The organism is Phormidesmis priestleyi ULC007 (assembly GCF_001895925.1).
GTDB classification, from domain to species: Bacteria; Cyanobacteriota; Cyanobacteriia; order Leptolyngbyales; family Leptolyngbyaceae; genus Phormidesmis_A; species Phormidesmis_A priestleyi_A.
This window is the reverse complement of the sequence record NZ_MPPI01000034.1, coordinates 20,307-39,324: the sequence shown is the minus strand read 5'-3', so window position 1 is coordinate 39,324 and position 19,018 is coordinate 20,307. Positions and strand designations below refer to the sequence as shown.

General features: G+C 49.5%; 20 protein-coding genes. 3 read left to right on the top strand and 17 right to left on the bottom strand.

Annotated elements, in window-relative coordinates:
* Positions 1-42: 42 nt before the first annotated feature.
* Positions 43-1,092, top strand: a complete 1,050-nt coding sequence (locus BRW63_RS20895; RefSeq protein WP_073074341.1) for a DUF2325 domain-containing protein — start codon at positions 43-45, stop codon at positions 1,090-1,092.
* Between the two features lie 55 nt (positions 1,093-1,147).
* Positions 1,148-1,969, top strand: coding sequence for an MOSC domain-containing protein (locus BRW63_RS20890; protein ID WP_223257453.1), 822 nt, complete (start codon positions 1,148-1,150; stop codon positions 1,967-1,969).
* Positions 1,970-2,061: 92 nt separating this feature from the next.
* Here the strand turns inward: BRW63_RS20890 and BRW63_RS27780 are convergent, their stop codons facing one another.
* The 13 genes from BRW63_RS27780 to acsF form a co-directional block, all read right to left on the bottom strand.
* Complete coding sequence (locus tag BRW63_RS27780; protein WP_244913242.1) at positions 2,062-2,229, bottom strand: orange carotenoid protein N-terminal domain-containing protein; 168 nt, start codon at positions 2,227-2,229, stop codon at positions 2,062-2,064.
* Positions 2,219-2,497 (bottom strand): hypothetical protein, encoded by a 279-nt coding sequence (locus BRW63_RS20885; RefSeq protein ID WP_073074340.1) that lies wholly within the window; start codon positions 2,495-2,497, stop codon positions 2,219-2,221. The genes BRW63_RS27780 and BRW63_RS20885 overlap by 11 nt, the downstream gene beginning before the upstream one ends.
* 181 nt (positions 2,498-2,678) lie before the next feature.
* Entirely contained in the window at positions 2,679-3,068 is a 390-nt protein-coding gene (locus BRW63_RS20880; protein WP_073074339.1) for an ArsR/SmtB family transcription factor, read from the bottom strand.
* A gap of 315 nt (positions 3,069-3,383) precedes the next feature.
* Complete coding sequence (locus tag BRW63_RS20875) at positions 3,384-3,818, bottom strand: zinc ribbon domain-containing protein (RefSeq protein WP_073074338.1); 435 nt, start codon at positions 3,816-3,818, stop codon at positions 3,384-3,386.
* Positions 3,791-4,369 carry a transposase gene (locus BRW63_RS20870; RefSeq protein ID WP_073074337.1) on the bottom strand — a complete coding sequence of 193 codons (579 nt, stop codon included), beginning with the start codon at positions 4,367-4,369 and terminating at the stop codon, positions 3,791-3,793. The genes BRW63_RS20875 and BRW63_RS20870 overlap by 28 nt, the downstream gene beginning before the upstream one ends.
* A 193-nt stretch (positions 4,370-4,562) precedes the next feature.
* A complete protein-coding gene (locus tag BRW63_RS20865) occupies positions 4,563-5,657 on the bottom strand; it encodes an NAD(P)H-dependent flavin oxidoreductase (protein ID WP_073074336.1) in 1,095 nt (364 codons plus the stop codon).
* Positions 5,658-5,714: 57 nt separating this feature from the next.
* A complete protein-coding gene (locus BRW63_RS20860) occupies positions 5,715-6,344 on the bottom strand; it encodes a 4Fe-4S single cluster domain-containing protein (RefSeq protein WP_073074335.1) in 630 nt (209 codons plus the stop codon).
* The gene (locus tag BRW63_RS20855) at positions 6,316-7,155 is read right to left on the bottom strand and encodes a radical SAM protein (protein ID WP_073074334.1); all 840 of its coding nucleotides are present in this window, start codon (positions 7,153-7,155) and stop codon (positions 6,316-6,318) included. The genes BRW63_RS20860 and BRW63_RS20855 overlap by 29 nt, the downstream gene beginning before the upstream one ends.
* Positions 7,156-7,184: 29 nt before the next feature.
* Complete coding sequence (locus tag BRW63_RS20850; RefSeq protein ID WP_073074333.1) at positions 7,185-8,033, bottom strand: acyl-CoA desaturase; 849 nt, start codon at positions 8,031-8,033, stop codon at positions 7,185-7,187.
* A gap of 83 nt (positions 8,034-8,116) precedes the next feature.
* Positions 8,117-10,162: a magnesium-protoporphyrin IX monomethyl ester anaerobic oxidative cyclase gene (bchE, locus tag BRW63_RS20845; RefSeq protein WP_073074332.1), complete on the bottom strand. Its 2,046-nt coding sequence runs from the start codon at positions 10,160-10,162 to the stop codon at positions 8,117-8,119.
* A gap of 86 nt (positions 10,163-10,248) precedes the next feature.
* On the bottom strand, positions 10,249-11,646 hold the full coding sequence (gene hemN, locus BRW63_RS20840) for an oxygen-independent coproporphyrinogen III oxidase (RefSeq protein ID WP_073074331.1): 1,398 nt from the start codon (positions 11,644-11,646) through the stop codon (positions 10,249-10,251).
* 96 nt (positions 11,647-11,742) lie between these two features.
* Positions 11,743-12,501 carry a biliverdin-producing heme oxygenase gene (locus BRW63_RS20835; protein ID WP_073074330.1) on the bottom strand — a complete coding sequence of 253 codons (759 nt, stop codon included), beginning with the start codon at positions 12,499-12,501 and terminating at the stop codon, positions 11,743-11,745.
* Positions 12,502-12,512: 11 nt separating this feature from the next.
* Positions 12,513-13,589 carry a magnesium-protoporphyrin IX monomethyl ester (oxidative) cyclase gene (gene acsF / locus BRW63_RS20830; RefSeq protein WP_073074329.1) on the bottom strand — a complete coding sequence of 359 codons (1,077 nt, stop codon included), beginning with the start codon at positions 13,587-13,589 and terminating at the stop codon, positions 12,513-12,515.
* Positions 13,590-13,846: 257 nt separating this feature from the next.
* Here acsF and BRW63_RS20825 point away from each other — a divergent pair, with 257 nt between their 5' ends.
* Complete coding sequence (locus tag BRW63_RS20825; RefSeq protein ID WP_073074328.1) at positions 13,847-14,203, top strand: winged helix-turn-helix transcriptional regulator; 357 nt, start codon at positions 13,847-13,849, stop codon at positions 14,201-14,203.
* A 139-nt stretch (positions 14,204-14,342) separates the two neighbouring features.
* Here BRW63_RS20825 and BRW63_RS20820 read toward each other — a convergent pair whose 3' ends face one another.
* The 4 genes from BRW63_RS20820 to BRW63_RS28485 all read right to left on the bottom strand — a co-directional run bounded on the left by BRW63_RS20820 (position 14,343) and on the right by BRW63_RS28485 (position 18,984).
* On the bottom strand, positions 14,343-14,903 hold the full coding sequence (locus BRW63_RS20820; RefSeq protein ID WP_073074355.1) for an NUDIX domain-containing protein: 561 nt from the start codon (positions 14,901-14,903) through the stop codon (positions 14,343-14,345).
* A gap of 1 nt (position 14,904) precedes the next feature.
* Positions 14,905-15,915, bottom strand: coding sequence for a cysteine synthase A (cysK, locus tag BRW63_RS20815; RefSeq protein ID WP_073074327.1), 1,011 nt, complete (start codon positions 15,913-15,915; stop codon positions 14,905-14,907).
* 19 nt (positions 15,916-15,934) lie between these two features.
* Positions 15,935-18,643 carry a cyclic nucleotide-binding domain-containing protein gene (locus BRW63_RS20810; protein WP_083583125.1) on the bottom strand — a complete coding sequence of 903 codons (2,709 nt, stop codon included), beginning with the start codon at positions 18,641-18,643 and terminating at the stop codon, positions 15,935-15,937.
* Between the two features lie 107 nt (positions 18,644-18,750).
* A complete protein-coding gene (locus tag BRW63_RS28485; RefSeq protein WP_073074326.1) occupies positions 18,751-18,984 on the bottom strand; it encodes a hypothetical protein in 234 nt (77 codons plus the stop codon).
* Positions 18,985-19,018: the final 34 nt, after the last annotated feature.

The window sequence follows — 19,018 nt, the reverse complement described above, 5'->3', positions numbered from 1 at the left end:
ATCTAGTAAAATAAAGTCACCCTTTTGGATGAGTGTTGATTTATGAATTTCTCAGACCTTGACGAGATTGAGCAATTAACGCAATCGCTTTTAGAGAGCGCCCAAGTAGAACTCAAAGAACACCAAATTCAAAAAGAGCGAGACAGTAAAATTCAGGAAGCCGCAGACGCTCTGACCCTTCGCTTAACCCCCCTACTCGCTCAAATAGAATCCTCAATTGCTGAATACGAAGCCAATCAGATCGGGGACAGCCTAAACCGCAAAAAGCTAGAGCAGCAGGCAGACAGCCTTCGTCAGCAGCTTCAAGACGTAGAACTCAATGCCGAAAAGCTGGTAGACGCAGAGCTTCTGCGCCAAGAAGAGCAGTTGATCGCACAGCAAGAAACTCAAGCAATCACAAGATGGCGCACCCAATTAAAAGCCGACTTACTCGATCTGATTCACGACCAAAATGATTTCTACAACGCTACAGATACTGCGATCGCAATTAAAGGCTTCACGGAAGATCTCAAAGCCATTGGCGCATTAGGGGAAGTCGTCGATGCGCTGATGGCGCAGATCAATGCCTATGACCGCAAAGCTAGTGAAAATGCGCTTCCGACAGCCCGACTGCGCGGCACTTACGAGCAAACCCTCACCTTTATTGCAGAGCAGGCGCAGCGAAACCGACTCAACTTTGAGGGGCGAACGACTTCCTTTACGCCCCGACGCACTCAATCTTCTAGTCGCCCTGAAAGCTATTCTGACCTTGACGGCAAAGTTGTGATTGTGGGCGGGCACGATCGCCTCGAAACCGCCATTCGCAATCGGTTTCGTGGCTCTGGTGTTGAGCTAATCTGGGCAACGACGCAAACCGGACCTCAGATTTGGGCACAGGCAGAGCAGCAAATTTTGGATGCAGATCTCGTGGTCGTGCTGACAGGATATGCCTCGCACCGACACACCGAAGGCATTATTAAAGCTACCAAGCAGTGCGGCAAAACTCCTACCTATGTCAACACGACTGGCATGACCCGGCTCATCGAAGCGATCGTAGTGGGTCTAAAATCTCAGGTGCTTTCTCGACAACTCAAAAAGCCTAGAACTGCTTAGGATCGTGGATTAAATCATATCGGTTACTTGCAACGCTAAGGGGCACGGCAGTGCCATGCCCCTACCAGATTCCTGCTTTATGGTCGATCGCCCTATGCCTCGCTTGAGCCACATTTTTATCTATCCCATTAAATCGTTAGATGGCGTTTCGGTCACTCAGACAAAGATTTTGCCAGGCGGGTCACTGGCGCACGATCGTGAATTTGTAATCGTGGATCAGCAGGGAAAATGGGTGAATGGTAAGCGCACAGCAGCCATTCATCAGGTGCGATCGCAGTTTCATCTCAACGCTAGAGTGGTGACGCTTTCAGTCCAAGGCAAAAATCCGGTGAGCTTTCATTTAGATCATGGGCGATCGGCGATCGCTGCCTGGTTGAGCGATTTTTTTGGCTTTGCGGTTGAGCTTCAGCAAAATACAGTCACTGGGTTTCCCGACGATCCGACTTCACCTGGGCCTACGATGATCAGCACTGCCTCGATCGAGCAGGTTGCCTCCTGGTTTCCCAACGTTTCAGTTGAGGAGATGCGAACCCGCCTTCGCACTAATTTAGAGATTACAGACGTGCCTGCTTTTTGGGAAGACAGTCTATATTCTGACGATCTGCCGATCGAGTTTCAGCTAGGAGAGGTGCAGATTCAAGGTGTCAACCCTTGTCAGCGCTGTGTGGTGCCGACTCGTGATGCGATATCTGGAGCGACTACGGCTCAGTTTCAAAAAACTTTTACAGTCAAGCGCAAAGCAGAATTTCCAACTTGGGCACCCGCTTCGCGCTTTAACCATTTCTATCGTTTAGCGGTCAACACTCGCATTGCTCCGTCTGAAGCTGGTAAAAGCTTGCAGGTCGGTGACGCGATCGAGACTTCGCTCACCGATTAGCTATTTAGATTAGAAAACAGATAGACGGATAAATTGTTGAGTTCATCCGTCTACCTGTTAGTTCGATTTGAAGTGTAAAGCTGTCTCAAAGCCTACATACTGGTTGCCTTGGTCGATTTAGATCCCATCCCCAGTCCGGCTTGACGCATAAACTCTACCCGCTGCTCAAAGTCGAGTTGAGTGATCAGATCAGAAAACTCACTCGCTTCTGACGGTGGCTGATAATCAGACGGCACTTGGATAATTGTTTCATTTTCCATGCCTTGACCCAGCAGCAACCACACTTCTAGTCGCGCACTCGGACTCAAGGCAGTGTCCTAAATGCTCTTGCAAGAAACGCTTCAGTTTTTCGTCTTCAATCGCAATTTCATGGGTGCTCAAATAGCCTGAAATTCTGTTTCCCAAATCTCGTCCACAACCCACTTCTCCATTGGCAGCGTCCTCTGCTTCAATCAACTCCATCAGGCGTTGATAGCGAGTCCCTTCATTGGGTGCGGCTTTCGGCTTGGCAGGAATCGATTGGGTCATGGGTCATCCATCCGTAGAGTCTCGAAGTAAACGAGGTGATCGGGTTCTTCAGGATCAGAACCGCAGTCGAGCAGTCCAAGGCGCAGCTTTCTGTAAAATCCTAGCGCACCTGGAAGGCCTGTGAACAAAAAACACCTTCCCAATGAAGATGGCGCGTCAGAATATTCTCAAGTAAATCCCTTTACTTTTTTGCTCTTGCCTTAGAGTTTTTGCTGCTTGTCCCCACAGGTTCAGCTTGTCGCAAGCCTTCCAATGGCTTGAGTTGCTGAGACTTTTCTGACAGTCGAACTGAGAGACGATCGCCCACCAATTCACAAAGGTCAAAGATGAACGGTTCGGCAATCTCATAGTAGACACTGACTCCTTGAGGCGTGCGGGAGACAATCCCTGCCTGCGCGAGAATCTTCAAGTGCTTTGAGACATTCGCCTGCCCTAATCCGGTTTCTTCCATAATCTCGGTGACATTCTTCGAGCCTGACTTCAGCGAACACAGCACTTGCAAGCGGCTGAGTTCGGACAGCACTTTAAAGTAATCGGCAACTGGAGCCAAGGCAGAAGGCGGTAGTGTCATACGTAGAGGAATAGACTTCAACTAGCTTACTATTTTAATCGACTAATTATATTACTATATAGTAGTATAGCCTAAAAAGAATTAAGTTTGAGCGCGAGATGATTTGTTCCCTTGCCATCATTTCTGCTGAACCCCAAGGAAACCCTAACATGAATTTTTTCGGCTTTAACCGCTCCTCATCTTTGCAAACCAACACCCTACAGACGATTGATGCTCAAACTCTGAAACACTGGTTAGACCAACAAACGGTCATTCTATTGACATCCTCTACGCCCAACCCTTTGGGTATGGACGCGGATTCCGGGAGTTGATTGCTCATGCTCCCCTCCACTCAATCAAGGACTGAGGGTTCCCCGGCTCACCCGCTAACGCCAGTGATAACTCCAAGGGCGTGATTTTACCCTGTTTCTGAGGGACTCTCAGTACAGCATCTAAACTAATCCCAAGCTCCACCATGCCTCTGAATCTGAGGTTGGATGAAGCGTTCGTATCAGCATCCTCGATTGCGCCGCAACTCTCACAGAGGAACTTTTCACCCGCCCGATTGGTGGGGCTAACAAAGTGGCAGACCGAGCATTCCTGGGACGAACAGCGCGGGTTGACACTCCAGACGAGATTGCCTGACTTTGCAGCCACAGCAGATGTCTTCTGTTTGAGTTCTCCCCATGCGGCATCCAGAATCGCTTTGTTCAGCCCTGACTTTGCTGCCTGACCGGACAGGTTTAGGCGGCGATAGTGCCGTAATCGCAAAGGGTTGAGAAGTTGGGATGAGATTTAATCACACTCGGCTCCAAGTCTAAGTTGGCCATAAATCGTTCGAGCAGGGGTTGGTTGAAGGCACGACGTTTGGCACTTGCCATCGAGAACACAAATGGGTCTTGACCCTGGTGCTGGTGATGCGCGTCGAACTTCGCCAGATTGAGAGCGGTAAAACTGGCATTGAAATGAAAGTCTAACTTCAAGAGGTCACGGGCTTGGCAATCACTCAGTCCCGTAAACTGCTTGGCATCGCGGAAGAGAAATTCAATCCCGAAGCGCAATTTATAGAACTGGACAATCTGCTTGGGGTCTTGTTCGACATCGGTACTGAACAGCAAGCAGGTGCGAACTCGATTGGGAAGGCGACGGTCAATCAGGTAGACGACTCGAATCTCCCGTTTCAATGAGACGTGCCAGACTCGTCCAGTGAACTGCCGTCGATACGTTTTCTCATTCAACTCACTGTAGCGGCTCAAGTTCGTGAAGTTCACCTTGCCACAGACAATCAAAATCGTCGAAAACAGCGTCACGAAAAAGGTCACTTGCGGTTTGCGAAAACGCCAACTTTCGTCAGTAGGCTCTGTACAATGGCTTTCATAGCTATCTATCCGGTGCGCTTTGTTTGTATGGGCACCCTATCCGATAGATAGCTTTCCTGCCAAAAATTGTCCGAACCATTGATCATTTCACCCGCTGTTATTGGGTTGCAACTCCAGCAGGATGAGAGCTGACAATTCAGGCAACTAACTCTGCCATCAGCTCAGCAACGGGTATCATGTGTTTGGCACGTCCAGCATTACTACCCGAAAAAATCAGCCCGTTTTCAATATCCCCCTGTGCCGCTTTATCCAAGGCTTGAACAATGCAGTAATATTGCTGTTCATCCCGGCATTTGCATGCATAGAGACAATTGAACAAACACCGTTTTTCCAAATCAGGGGAACCTGCGATCGCCTTCTCCACGAACGCATTTCGTAACGCTCGTCCTGGCATTCCTACAGGACTGGAAATAATCACTACATCGTCTGGCTTAGCATGGAGATGAAATTCTTTGTAACGAATATCGGCATCACATTCATCGGTGGTGATGAAACGAGTGCCAATCTGTACACCACTCGCTCCTAATGCCAGCATCCGCTCAATGTCGGCGCGATCCCACACTCCACCAGCCGCAATCACTGGAATAGCCTGACCGACTTCTTGTTGTAGATAGGTCACTAATTCTGGGATGACCTGCTCTGCTTCCAAAGCGCGATCGCCCAGTTCCTCTAATTTAGCCCCCAGATGCCCTCCTGCCGAGTTAGGGTTTTCCACGACGAACGCATCGGGTAGCCGTCCATACTGACGTTCCCACTTGCGGCACATAATGCGCGCTGCACGAGTGCTAGACACGATCGGCACCAGTGCCACTTCTGGATGTGCTGCGGCATATTCCGGCAATTGCAGCGGCAAGCCTGCGCCAGAAATAATCAGATTGATCCCTTCTTCAGCCGCTGTCCGCGCCAGCGTTTCATAATCTTGGGCAACGACCATCGCATTGATGCCCAGAATCCCATTCGGGCTTAACGTTCGAGCTTTTCTAATTTCATCAATCAACGCCAGCCGATTGGACTCAAAAAATTGCTCCCTGCGTTTGCAACTATTCGGCTGGTTGATATCAAAGTAGGGTGAGTTTAGTCCTAGAGCAACAGCGGATATGATGCCAATCCCACCTGCATTGGCAACGGCAGCGGCAAGCTGTGCTCCAGAAATCCGAATGCCCATACCTCCCTGGATGATGGGATAGCGGGCAAGATGTTGACCAATTTGAAGCGAAGGTAGCGGTGGCATAGTTTTTTTAAGGTTGAATTTGCTTAAATAAATTCACTGTGAACCATGAAAGATTCATCACTCCGGCTCCACCAGATTTAGTTGACCCCGGTATCCTGTGATAATCCGACTGCCATCCTTAAGAATGTGAATTTCCATCTGATCACTTGCCCAAGTTAGCTGATCCTGAAAAGCTGGATTGAAAAGATGCACCCGCTGGTTGCTAGAGGAGACAAGAGAATCAGGGGAGTGAATTGCCAAAGACTGCACATAGGCACCGTCAATTAAAACATCAAGTTGCTCCAGCAAGTCTTGAACACCTGCCGGAGCTTGTTCCGATCGCAGTTGTTCTAACGTGAAGCCTGTAAAGGACATGACGTTTAATCCTGCGGCTTTAACCCGACGCGCTAAATCTGCCAGAGCAGGTGCTTGCCAGAAAGGTTCGCCGCCCGAAAAGGTGACACCCTGGTTGCGAGGGTTGCTGAGAATCTGATGGACAAGGGTATCCACGGCGGTCAGTTGATTGATTTCAAATGACCATGACGCAGGATTAAAGCACCCTGAACACTCCCGCAGGCAACCTTGCACCCAAATCACGGCTCGACAACCAGGTCCATTTACTTCTGACTCATCGACATAGCCCATGATGTTGAGATAACCAGGAGGAATTTCTAAAAGTTTAAGATAAGGGTTCGTCGGATGGCTCATGGTGTTCGTCCTGTTTGAGTAATGGATAACGCACGGGAAGGCCAATTGCACTTGTAATGCGATCGCCAAACGCCTCTAGCACTTCAGCCTTGACTCGCTGCAATGGCTGGGTCGGATAAGGGCGATCGGCAGGGATATAATTACCACGGGCTTCTAGCTGATGCGTTAAGGGGCGGGGGCGAGTGGGTGTGTTGAGTTGAATTTCATCTGGCATTAGTGCTTGCATTCGCCGGATGTACTCTGTCTGATCCTGACCGCTCCAGTCTGTAAGCAGCATGGTCTGAATTGCCAGGTGACCTGAATAAATTTGGCGAAATTGCAATAGCCCTGCCCAGAGGGTTTGCAGGTTGAGAGTGGTTATGGGGTGATTGATGCGACGGAATGAGCCATCAGAAATGGCATCCACTTTGACGGACACCCAATCGGCAAGGGCAAGTTCCTCACGCACCGCGCGATCACTCAGTAAGCTACCGTTAGTTAACACACCGACCTGCTTCCGGGTGATCTGCTTTGCCATACCCAGAATTTCGCCTAAATTCTGCGCTAGAGTCGGCTCGCCGCTACCGCTGAGGGTAATCGTGTTCACATCGCAAACACGAAAGGTTTGCAGATCGTGTTGAATCGTCTGGGTTGGGATGAAAACCTGACGGCTGCAACTCTGGTGCTGAATTTCGCCTAACTGGCAATACACACAGTTAAATGAGCAAGTAGGTGTTGCACCAATTGGATCAATCCCAAGCGATCGCCCAAAGCGCCAGGATTGCACTGGACCGTAAACAGACGTGAAAGGTGTTGTGGTGACAGTAGGCATCGGTTAGGTTGACCTCCCATAGTTATGCTTTAAGGTGTGTCCTTTCCAGTCGGCGGCATCACCACTTTTCGGGCAATACCCAAGCTCTTTAACAGCCAAATTGCCCACCAGGTCGGATCGTACTCCCACCAGTGCCAGCCTGCTTTGGCAACATTAGGATAAGCGTGATGGTTGTTGTGCCAACCTTCGCCATAGGTGAGAATCGCCGCCCACCAAAGATTGCGGGAGTTATCCTCTGTGCAAAAGGTACGGTAGCCCCACATGTGAGTAATCGAGTTAATAAACCAGGTGCTGTGCCAGAGCAAAACGGCTCGAACAACCACACCCCAGATGACAAACGACCAACCTCCTATTGCATACAGCAGCAGCCCCAGCGGGAATTGCAGCAGTAAAAAATTGCGATTCAACCAGCGATAAAAGGGATCGCGTGCCAGATCAGGGGCAAACCGCTGGTACTGCTCATACTCAAAGAATTCTGCATGGGGATAGAAAATCCATAGCATGTGGCTCCACCAGAAGCCGCGACGGGCAGAGTAGGGATCTTTATCGACATCTTCGGTATAGGCATGGTGCAACCGATGACCTGAAACCCAGAAAATGGGGCCGCCTTGTAACGCGGTGGCTCCAATCAGGGCAATGACATACTCTAACCATTTGGGCACCTGGAAGCTGCGATGGCTCAAGAGCCGATGATAGCCCAGACAGATCCCAATGCTGCCAAACAGCCAGTGCAGAAATAAAGTAATTCCCAATGCAGACCAGGAGAAAAACCAGGGTGCTAATAGCGCCAGTAAGTGAACACTGCCGAAGAAAATGACAGCGACCCAATCGAGAGCGGGTTCGCGTTTCGGGTCTGTTAACACGTTCTTGACAGTCATGAATAAATCCTCAACCACAGAAAGGCTAAATGGGAAATGGGGTGATGGGATGATGGGTGTTGGGACGGTTTCCCATCATCCCATCAGTTCTCTAACGACCAGGCTGTTACTGCTGGCTCAAGGAGACTGGCGATCGCCGGATCTTGATACATCCCATTGCGATGGGTAATCCTCACGGCATTCGCCAGTTGTTCAATGGGCGCACCTTTCAAGGAGATGGCATCCGCTCCTGCCGCGATCGCGTCTGATACTACAGAGAGGTTTCCAGGGGGAACGAGCACCAGAATTTTGGATGGAATGACATAGGAATTTGCTTGAGCTTTGCGTGCCATGCGAATGAACTTGACCAGATCCATATCTGGCAAGGTACTATCCACCACGGCAACGTCAACATCAATAGATTCCAGCAGCACAATACCTGTTTCAGCATTGGTGGCTTCGCTGGCCACTTCAATTCCCTCTTGGGCACGCAAGTCTACCCGCAAGTTAACGCGAGTTTGCTCATCTGCCTCAATGACAGCCACCTGAATGATGTCATCGGGTTTCTGCACTTTCGGGTAATTACTGGTTTCTGACGATTCATTCGGCCCACCGCAGGCTGAAATTGTGCCCAGTGAATCGATATCAGCCGATGGTTGTTTGAACTGAGCCATTTGCTCGGCAGAAAGAATCTTGGATTCATCAAAGCCAAACTCAATTTCGGTATGCAATCCTTTCTGCTTAACGCGGCTCAGGTTATAGAAGCGCTTGTTGAGGGTGGTTTTGACAAACGCCCAGAGGCAGCCTAAGAGATAGCGGCGCTTAAAGGGATCGGGTTCAAACCAGTACTCTAGAAACTTCCAGGAGTAAAACCGTGCATAGTTACGCAGCACCCCTTTGAGTACGCCCTCCCGCGTCATATGATCGGGCTTGATAATCGGCGTGACGAAGTTGTAATGGGAATAATCGCGGATTTCAACTTTGTCCTGCAAATCCTGGAATAGCTCTGAGAACGGCCAAGGCGTGTACATGTTCCAATTGGTCATGTCTGCCTTCCAGTCTCGTGCCATCCGGTAGGTTTCCTCGATGGTTTCGGGGGTTTCACTGGGCAACCCCATGATGAATTGAACTTCTGCCAAGATGCCATGATCACGCAGGAGCTGCACGGCTCGTTTGTTATCGGCGATCGTTGTTTCTTTGCGGAATAGGTTGAGGTTTAGTTGCGCCGCTGCTTCCGTTCCTAAAGAAACATGCACCAGGCCAGCTTGACGATACAGGGGTAATTCCTTCTCGTCGCGCAGAATATCGGTAACTCGTGTATTGATGCCCCAATGCACCCCTAAGTTGCGATCGACCAACTCATTGCATAGTGCCACGAAGCGCGATTTGTTAATCGTTGGTTCCTCATCCGCTAGGATGAAAAATCCAATTTGGTGATCTTTTACTAGCCGTTCAATTTCATCCACGAAATGTTTGGGTGAACGGGAGCGATACTTACGCCAAAACTTCCATTGTGAACAAAAGCGACAGCGAAACGGGCAACCCCGTGAATAGTTGGGGACGGCAACCCGCACATTTAGCGGCGTATACAGGTACGTAGGCCAATTCAGCAACGTCCAATCTGGAGTGAGCGTGTTCAGGTCTTTGATCGGGGGGTGAGCAGGGGTAGCCACAACTTTACCGTTTTCAAGAAAGGCAAGTCCCAGGATTTCGCGGCGATCTCGTTCATCCGTGCCCGCTGCGATCGCGCGTAATAAATTAACCGTAATTTCTTCTCCCTCACCCCGAATGATGTAATCAATCCAAGCAGCTTCATTTAATACCTCCCGGTACATATAGGTTGGATGCACCCCACCCATGATAGTTTTTGCATCTGGACAGACTTCTTTTACCAGCTTCAATGTGCGCTGAGACTGGTAAATCATGGGCGTAATTGCCGTTGCCAGTACGACATGGGGTTGATAGTCGCGAATGATTTCCGCCAGATCCGCATCGGCAATATAGTTAGTCATGGCATCAACGAAGCGAACCTCGTTGAAACCTGCGGTCTTCAAAGCGCCACCAACATAGGGAACCCAACTGGGAGGCCAGTTCCCAGCGATTTCGGCACCACCAGAATGATAGTTAGGCTGAATCATTAAGATACGCATGGGTTGCCTTCTTTATGACAGTGAATAATCTTTCTGAAGACGAAGTGATGGGGTGATAGGATGCTCCCACTCATGTACTCTCCTGCTCAAACAGATCTTGAGAAACTAGAGGTAATGTTTTTCCGAAGATAAGCATCGAACGCCGACGCAATATTTCGGATTAGTAGCCGTCCGGCAGGGGTAACTTCAATATGATTGGGAGAAAGTCTGATTAAGCCATCGGCTTCCAGTCGGCGTAGTTGAAATTTTTCTTGAGCAAAATACGTTTCAAAATCTAGATCAAAGCCGAGGTGATATTTTGCTTCCACATCATCGGGTGAAAGTTGAAATTGACACATCAATTCCATAATCACCGTGCGTCGAATGAGGTCATCCTGGCTCAAAGTAACGCCTCGCTTGATCGGCAGTTCTTCTGCATCGATCGCCCGATAGAAGTCTTTCAGACGTTTGTGATTCTGTATATAGACATCGTTCAACATGCTAATAGATGTCACCCCAAACCCAATCAAATCCGATTCTGGCTTGGTGGTATAGCCCTGAAAGTTGCGATGCAGTTGCCCTTCCCGTTGAGCCACAGACAATTCATCATCGGGCTTGGCAAAGTGATCCATGCCAATGTATTGATACCCGTGTTGGGTCAATTCTGCGATCGCCATTTGCAGAATCTTAAGCTTTTCAGCGGCTGAAGGCAATGCATCTTGAGGAATGCGCTTCTGCACGGGTTTGAGCCACGGCACATAGGCAAAGTTGAACACGGCAATGCGATCGGGATCGAGTTGAATTGTTTTACGAATGGTGTCGCGGAATGTTTCCAGGGTTTGAAACGGGAGTCCATAAATCAGATCCACATTCACACGTTCAAATCCTGCATCCCGGCTCCACTGCATCACATCAAACAGCATGGATTCTGGCTGCACCCGATTGACCGCTTCCTGCACTTTCAAATCAAAGTCCTGTATGCCAAAGCTAATGCGGTTAAAGCCTAGATTTTTCAACGAGAAAAGATAGTGCTGATCTAAGGATTTAGGATTAACTTCAATCGAAATTTCAGCGTTTGGATCAAAGCGAAACTGTTGATGAATTGCTGCCCACAGCGTTTCGATCTGGCTCAGGGAAAGATAGTTTGGTGTGCCTCCACCTAAATGCAGTTGGTGAACGATGCGTTCTTTATCAATTAGTTGAGCCATCTGCTGAATATGCTGTACCAAGTAGCCCAAATAGGGTTCAGCAATTTCTTTGCGTTGTGTAATTACCGTATTGCAACCGCAGAAGTAACAAGCACTGTCACAAAACGGAATATGGCAATACAGTGACAGGGGTGTTTTTTTATAGTTACTGATTGCGATCGCGGCTCTAAAATCAACGTCTTCAAACTCTGTCGTTAATTCAGTTGCAGGCGGATAGCTGGTGTAGCGTGGCACAGGCTGATCATATTTTTGCAGCAGTTGAGCATCAAACTCAACTGTGGGCAGCAAATGTTGCATGAGTGAGTGTTCTCCTGATGGACGGGTGGAGGATGACGGATAGGCGGATGACAAAGACATAGAAGGGTACGATGACGATGAGAAAACGCCCTCTCCCTAAATGCTGTACTCCACGACAACAGATTCTTTGGAAGAACCATGCGGCGATCGCTCGGTTGCACCAGGAATATCCTGACGGGTGAGCAACTCAAACACATGATCACCAATCAATGCCTTCACATCGCCTTCTAAGTCATGCATGACATCCCGGTTAAGATGAAACGCATAATTTGCCTCGTCCACAATGCGCTGAATTTCTGCCTCATCCAGTGGCAAGGCGTTCAATGCATCCCGATAGATCTCTTTAAACGCACGCTTTGCCTCTACCGTGGGCAGTTGCTCAAATTCATGCAAAGCGGTTCCCTGATCGGGCGGCAATTTCAACGCCGAACGCACAATATTTTTCAATGCCTGCCCACCAGAGAGATCACCCATATAACGGGTATAGGCATGGGCGATCAGAAGGATCGGATCGGTGTTGGCGACTTCGTGAATGCGATCGACATAAACCTGACCCGCAGGTAAAGGAGCAATTTGCTCACGCCAGTTGTCGCCGTAATAAAATGCCAGATCTTGCTCTAAATTGGCGGTGCGATTGAGTTGAGGAAAGAGGATGGGAGCGATCGCGGGATGATTGCGATGGCATTCTAGCTCTGCTTCCAACGCGCCGTAGACCAAATACAGATTTGCCAGTAGCTTGCGGAAGGGTTCCCGTTCTACAATTCCTTTCAAAAAGCACTTCATAAATGCCGTATTTTCAGCAGCGGTATGGGAATGTTGGGTGCCTTCGCGAAGGCATGTTGATAGATTGCTCATGGTAAGATATCCTAATTGACTGCGGTTCTGGAAGTTTCAGCGTTAATCGAGGGTAGTAAGTAAAGGCGCAGCAACTGCCAGACAATTACAGCGATCCAGGGTAATTTCTGACAAAATTGGATCACGGTAGGGCGCTGGTTACTAGAGATTGCCGCCAACGTTTGACTGGCGATCGCACATTTCTCCAACCGGGGGAAGAATTCTGGATGGTAGGTATCTAAAATACTGGGAAATGCCCGTTTGGCTGTTTCATTGGTGTTATCAATCACCTGTTGATTGTATTCATGTGAATCAATACCAATCGATTCATAAAACGAGGAACGCTCCAATACTGTCAGGGTGTGGGTAGCAAACACGGTCAGCAAGAAAAAGCGAGACCAGAATCTTGCCTTCCAGTTATTCCAGAGTTTGGGCTGCGATCGCAACAATACCTTGAAGAAATCTCCATGCCGATTTTCGTCTTGACACCAATTCTCGAAGTAGCGAAACAGGGGATAAATTTGATGCTCTGGATGCTGTTGCAGATGGCGATAGACGAGAATATAGCGCCAGTAGCCAATCTTTTCAGACAGATAAACGGTGTAGATGACCCACTCCGGCGGGAAGAAGGTGTAGGGACGATTTTTCGTTAAGTAGCCTAGATCCAGAGACAACCCAAAATCCGCCATCGCCTTATTCAAGAAGCCAGCATGACGCGCTTCATCCCGTGCCAGGAGGCTAAAAGCTTCAGACAATACCGGATTGCGCCCCTTCAGTTTGCGGGAGAGTTCTTTAAATAATAGAAAGCCCGAAAATTCTGAGGTGCAGGAGCGCTCTAAAAAGTCAATAAACGCCTTTCGTGTGTCGCCATCAATATGATTCCAGCATTGCTCAAACTCTTCATTACGGACAAAATGATAGCGGTTATAGTCTGCTCGCAGTTCTGCCAAAATTGCTTCTAATTCTGCCTGTTGACCAGACAGATCCATTTGAGCAATGGCATCAAAATTAGTGGTGTAAAAGCGCGGGGTTAATAGGGTTTCTTGGACAGGTGCCTTGATACCGGCTCGAAGACCTGTCGCCTCAGGTATCGCAATGGAATTAACCATAGAAGAAAGGTGTGGTGATTTGTGACTGAACCCACCTTCCCTGAATTGACGATCGTTCACAAGTCAGTTACCAACGCTATCTCATAGTTACCGAGCGTAAAGCATTAGAATAAATACCAGGAGTTGCGCCATTTCTAAAGAAATATTGAAATTCTAATTTTACAGGTCAGAAAAACGTTACAAGCGTTTTAGAGGTTCAGCCCAGATTGAGATCGCGCAGTTATCTACTCCTGGGAAGTCCATTGTGAGCGGAGTTTATGCTAGATCTCAGCCAGTGTTCAGAGATTAAATGCCCGATTCAATTTGTGGTAGATTTATTAGACAATAAGTGGTCAGTTTTGGTTCTGAGAGAGCTGTTTGGTGGCGATCGACGCACCCATGAATTATTAGCGGCACTCCCTGGCATCAGTACCAAAACCCTAACTCAACGCCTGCGTGAGTTGGAAGCTCAAGGGTTAGTTGAGCGTCGGGTTTATGCGGAGATTCCGCCCCGTGTCGAATATTCCCTCACGTCTAAAGGGCATCAAATTCAACCTGTGATGGTCGCTCTACATCAAGTGGGATCGCAGTGGCTGGAACAGGAGAGTTGTGTTTGTCCCCTGATACGGGGTTAACCAATCAGTTTTGGATGATCAAGGCAATCTGTTCTCGCATGGGCGGATGTACTAAACTGCGCCAATTTGGGAATTGAAGTCATCCATGAACGCAATGCTTACAACTTCTCGTTGGATTTTGCGCCTGGTAAAGCCCACCCTACTGAAAATTGCTGTATTTGAAGTTTAACCACCATTCCAAAAATACAGCACGGCATTGTACACAAGTGAGGTTCTGAAGTAAATCTTGGACTTCTGCTAAAGTTACTGAATAAGTAACTGCAACTAATTCAGAGCGTAGTTTTGTGTTGTCAATGTGCGCCACAAAACCATACAGTTTCTGATTGGAAAAGGAACTGTTCACTGCCCAACCTTGGGTGTTTAAGGGAATTAATTGAGTGATATTCGCTGCTTCAATCCCTAATTCTCGCTTTAAGGTTGCGATCGCTGCCTGTGCAAGCGTCTGTCCCTCTGACACTCGACCACCCGGAAAATCCAACGTTACCTGCCCAACGCCAGGACGATAGCTTGGAGGCGGAAGCAAAATTTGACCGTCCTGAATCGGCAAAACAATCACGGAATCTGCCTTCTCAATCCGCCAGTATGCTAGGATTTCCCCCTGATGGTCTTGTAGGTGTTCGCCAATCAAGGTCATCCAACGCGAATGCAGTTCCAGGAATCGATCGTGAACCTGCCAGATTTGTTCAGAATCAGACGACATTTCATCCATGACTTAATGCAGTGGAAGGCGGTTGTAAAGCGTTCTCTGTACTGATTTCGTGCCACATGGCTGTACTGAGATAGCGTTCTCCTGCACTGGGTTGAATGATCACAATCCGTTGATCCTGGTAGTGCGGTTCCTGCGGAGTTGCGCTTTGCGCTAATCGCTGCCCGATGTGTAACCCCGCATAAACCGCTGCACCCGTTGAAATACCGCTCATGATGCCTTCTACTTGCGCTAATTGTCGCCCCGTCTCGTAAGCCTGCGCTTCGGTAACGGTGACAATTTCATCAATCAAATCCACTCGCAAGACATCCGGTATAAACCCTGCGCCAATGCCTTGTAAGTTATGTTCACCCGCAGGCTTGCCACTCAGCACGGCACTGTTGGCGGGTTCGACGGCAACAATCTGGAGGTTAGGATTTTGCTGTTTAAGATAGCGTCCAGCGCCAGTGAGAGTACCGCCCGTCCCCACGCCTAATACTAATGCAGCGAGTTGGCCATCGGTATCCTGCCAAATTTCGGGTCCAGTGGTGTCGTAATGGATTTTGGGATTGGCAGGATTGCTGAACTGATGGGGTGAAAAGGCGTGGGGCAGTGTGGTGAGCAGCTGATTGGCGTGGGCGATCGCCCCTTGCATATCGTCTGCGGCGGGAGTCAAGATGATCTCTGCTCCATACGCTTGCACAATTTCCCGTCGTTCCTGGCTCATATTGTCTGGCATCGTCAGAATCAGGCGATAGCCCTTGGCGGCACACACCATCGCTAAACCAATGCCAGTATTCCCAGAGGTTGCCTCCACGATCGTCGAAATTCCGGGTTGAATCAGCCCCGACCGTTCCGCTTCGAGCATCATGCTGACAGCGATCCGATCTTTTACAGACTTAGCCGGATTCATGCCTTCTAGCTTCAGCACAATTTCGGCAACACAGCCAAACTGCTGAGGCAACCGTTGCAGCTTGATGAGCGGTGTGTGACCCGTGATTTCAGCAATGTCCTTATAAATATTCATAAAGTAAATTGAGAATCCCTCAAATAATGAGCCAGAAACTCGTCACCGTCAGTCCGGCAATTAACAGCAAATGAGGCAGATTGCTGAGCAAGGTGCGTTGGGTAATGCGTAAAAGCGGATAGACACTAAAAATCAGAGCGGAGAGCAGCGTGACTCCCTGAAGAAAAGCGGCAACATCCGCACTCCAGGTGAGCGTCGGTAAGCCCGTGCCGCTAGAGCCAAGGGTTCGCGCCAAAACAGGCAAAATTTGACCTGCTTCTGTGACCGCTGCTGGGATATAGTGTGCCAGGTTGGCTGCCAGGGTAAAGGGCAGATAGGCATAGATGACGGTGAGATAGGTGGGTTGTTCGGGATCAAGCAGTCGAGCGATCGCATGAGTGCCATAGGTCAGCACTGCCGGAATAGTCAGGAGCGCTAGGGCGATCGCTGCACTGGTCAGTAAATGATCCGCATCAATGGGAATATCGTGGAAGCCCAGCCAGCCTAAAAGCCGCTGGGCATGGTGCATAAACACCCCACCAAACAGCAGCAAGAGGAGCGCGACTTCCGCCCAAAAGCCTCGGTGATTGTCCAGCAAGTCTGATGTGGGAAACCGTAGGTTTAACTGCGCTGAGCGATTGGGGCAGGCTTTGAGGCAGGTCATACACAGCACACAGTCCCGGTTGTCCGTCAATTGGGCGGGATGAGAGTAGAGCGGACAGCCGCCCGTTGCCTGTCCTTCAGTAGGCAGGGCATCGGCAAAGGTAACGGGGGTGGCGCTACTGCCTTTATAGCAACCAAAAGTGCTGCACTGACTGCCACACACCTGTTGAGTCGATCGCAACTCTACCATTGCCAGCTTGGCAAACATTCCGTTCATCCCGCCGATCGGGCAGAGATAGCGACACCAAAGCCTGCGCTCATAAATCAGGCTAAAAATCACCGCTCCGGCTGTAATCGTCAAGAGCAACCAGGCAGAAAGCACCGCATGGTGCGGTAAGTCCCACAGCTTCTCCCACAAATAAATGGCTAAAAAGCCACCAAACAAGATCCAGGCTCCCCAGCGATTTAACCATTGGGTATTCCAGGTGAGTTGCTGGCGCGGAAACAGCCAGAGGGAAAAACGGCGAAGCCATTCTACCGTGATCATGAAGGGGCAAACGGCACACCAGAGCCGACCGACAAAAACGAAGAGAAACAGATAACCGGGCCACCACCACGCCCAAAAAAGATTGAGCGTCACACTGCTATCTCGTGCTTGGGGACCCATGAACCCAGCGATCGTGACGGGCACAAAAAATGCCATCATTACAAACCAGATGCCCTCTGGATACCAGCGACTCAGCAACACTTCCCGTAGCCAGGGTACATGGGTGAGCAGATCCACCCGGAAAGCGTTCTTCGCAGACTGCACCGACCAGAGGGCTTGTTCTGCAATCACGGACTGCCCTAGTGGGGTCATGATCACCGCCCGATGCAAAATTTCTGCCAGTTCTGTAAGGTTGCCAGGATAGTCATAGCTAAGCAAGCGACGCAGATCCGACTGATCCAGGTCTAGCAGGGGACGGTTTTGTGCCTGACAGAACTGGGCTAAGAAGTAACGGGCAAAGGCTGGAATATCTGCCTTGCGCTGGGGCAAGCTAAACAGCTTGATGGAAATTGCGTCTACCGCTGGCAATTGTAGTTTGTCTGGAGCGGCAAGGATTAAGCGAACCCAGGACTGAACAGGCTGGGGAGGCTCGGTGGTCAGCGTGTGAGAACCACTCAGCCCATGATTTGGCAAAATGCCACCCGTTTGGCAGTAGTGGGTGAGGCGATCGCAATCTCCCGCGCCCAACACCTGGACATTATTCAGCAATAGCGTTCCCCGCTCCAACAGTACGAGGATGCCCGCTTGTCCGCCGACTCTGCCAAATAAAGAATCAGTATTGAGCCTACCATCCTCCGATCGAGGCAACCTGGCACAATCTAGCTCCGCAAACGGTTGGTCTGCGAGTCCAGAACGGGCATGAATCAGCCCTGCCAGAAAGGTTTTTCCAGTTCCAGGTTGAGCTTGAAACAAAACAGGTTTTAGAGTGGCGGCGGCTTGATCAACTTGTTCCACTAGCTTTTGACTGGCTTTGCTGTCGCCCAGTATTTCCCCCGTTGGAACCGCTTGAATATAGGACTGTAAGCCTTGAATCCGGTGCTGTTCTTGAGCAATGCGGGCACTGAAGGCGTTTAAGTCTTGCGCTAACAGGGCATTGAACAGATGTTCAAGCTCGATATACTGCTGCATTAACTGATGAAACTGAGCCTGGGGCAAAAACCAGATTTCGCTGGCAGTGAGGGCGATCGCCTGCGTCTGGTGCCTGCCGTTTTCGGGGGTTGCCATCAGTGATGCATAGCCGAATAGCTCTCCAGCACTGCGATAGCGAATCAAAGATTTGCCAATCGAGGCGAGCCGCCAAATCTCGACTGCGCCCCACTTCAGCAGGTACAGTCCAATATTGTCTTGCCCTTCCTGGTAAATCAGCGTTTGAGGTTCAACGCGAAAGCAATATAAGGACTGGGCGATCGCTTGCAATGCCTCTGCTGGCAATTGTCCCCAAAGCCGATGAAAACTTAACCAATGCCGACACTCTTCAACAGCCTTGTCATCAGCGGTCACAGCACTAGCGGTATCTGCGTCCCAGGGCAAGGGCTGATCGGTCGCAGTCAGCCTGGAATAAGTTTGGACAGAGGCTGTAGAAGTTGTTCCAGAATTCATACACCTGTTGCAGCGAACTGCATGATGAAAGGGAGTGGAAAGGCGAGAAAGTGGGAGGTGAGCTATCTAGTATTCCACTATTTCATTATCTCACCCTCACATTTCCCCTACTGTTCTAACGACGGTTTGACAGCAAGCACTTGCACAACCGCACTGTGTCCCCGACGAAACTGACCTTCCTGGATTTCTCGCTCCAACTGCATCCGAGAGAGTGCAACGGTGTTCGATAATGAAATCTGTCGGCACATAACCATGAATGACTGCCCGATCGCAATGCCAATCACTACATAGAGCCATACCGATCGCACAATTTCGCTTGCTATTGATTGAATACGATACAAGACCTAACGAAAAAGGTACGAGTTCAGCGCTATC

What these genes read in the sequence shown, in the direction of transcription:
- BRW63_RS20895 (WP_073074341.1), top strand. Translation starts at nt 43, where the DNA reads ATGAATTTCTCAGACCTTGACGAGATTGAGCAATTAACGCAATCGCTT.
- BRW63_RS20890 (WP_223257453.1), top strand. Translation starts at nt 1,148, where the DNA reads ATGCCCCTACCAGATTCCTGCTTTATGGTCGATCGCCCTATGCCTCGC.
- BRW63_RS27780 (WP_244913242.1), bottom strand. Translation starts at nt 2,229, where the DNA reads ATGGAAAATGAAACAATTATCCAAGTGCCGTCTGATTATCAGCCACCG.
- BRW63_RS20885 (WP_073074340.1), bottom strand. Translation starts at nt 2,497, where the DNA reads ATGACCCAATCGATTCCTGCCAAGCCGAAAGCCGCACCCAATGAAGGG.
- BRW63_RS20880 (WP_073074339.1), bottom strand. Translation starts at nt 3,068, where the DNA reads ATGACACTACCGCCTTCTGCCTTGGCTCCAGTTGCCGATTACTTTAAA.
- BRW63_RS20865 (WP_073074336.1), bottom strand. Translation starts at nt 5,657, where the DNA reads ATGCCACCGCTACCTTCGCTTCAAATTGGTCAACATCTTGCCCGCTAT.
- BRW63_RS20860 (WP_073074335.1), bottom strand. Translation starts at nt 6,344, where the DNA reads ATGAGCCATCCGACGAACCCTTATCTTAAACTTTTAGAAATTCCTCCT.
- BRW63_RS20855 (WP_073074334.1), bottom strand. Translation starts at nt 7,155, where the DNA reads ATGCCTACTGTCACCACAACACCTTTCACGTCTGTTTACGGTCCAGTG.
- BRW63_RS20850 (WP_073074333.1), bottom strand. Translation starts at nt 8,033, where the DNA reads ATGACTGTCAAGAACGTGTTAACAGACCCGAAACGCGAACCCGCTCTC.
- bchE (WP_073074332.1), bottom strand. Translation starts at nt 10,162, where the DNA reads ATGCGTATCTTAATGATTCAGCCTAACTATCATTCTGGTGGTGCCGAA.
- hemN (WP_073074331.1), bottom strand. Translation starts at nt 11,646, where the DNA reads ATGCAACATTTGCTGCCCACAGTTGAGTTTGATGCTCAACTGCTGCAA.
- BRW63_RS20835 (WP_073074330.1), bottom strand. Translation starts at nt 12,501, where the DNA reads ATGAGCAATCTATCAACATGCCTTCGCGAAGGCACCCAACATTCCCAT.
- acsF (WP_073074329.1), bottom strand. Translation starts at nt 13,589, where the DNA reads ATGGTTAATTCCATTGCGATACCTGAGGCGACAGGTCTTCGAGCCGGT.
- BRW63_RS20825 (WP_073074328.1), top strand. Translation starts at nt 13,847, where the DNA reads ATGCTAGATCTCAGCCAGTGTTCAGAGATTAAATGCCCGATTCAATTT.
- BRW63_RS20820 (WP_073074355.1), bottom strand. Translation starts at nt 14,903, where the DNA reads ATGTCGTCTGATTCTGAACAAATCTGGCAGGTTCACGATCGATTCCTG.
- cysK (WP_073074327.1), bottom strand. Translation starts at nt 15,915, where the DNA reads ATGAATATTTATAAGGACATTGCTGAAATCACGGGTCACACACCGCTC.
- BRW63_RS20810 (WP_083583125.1), bottom strand. Translation starts at nt 18,643, where the DNA reads ATGAATTCTGGAACAACTTCTACAGCCTCTGTCCAAACTTATTCCAGG.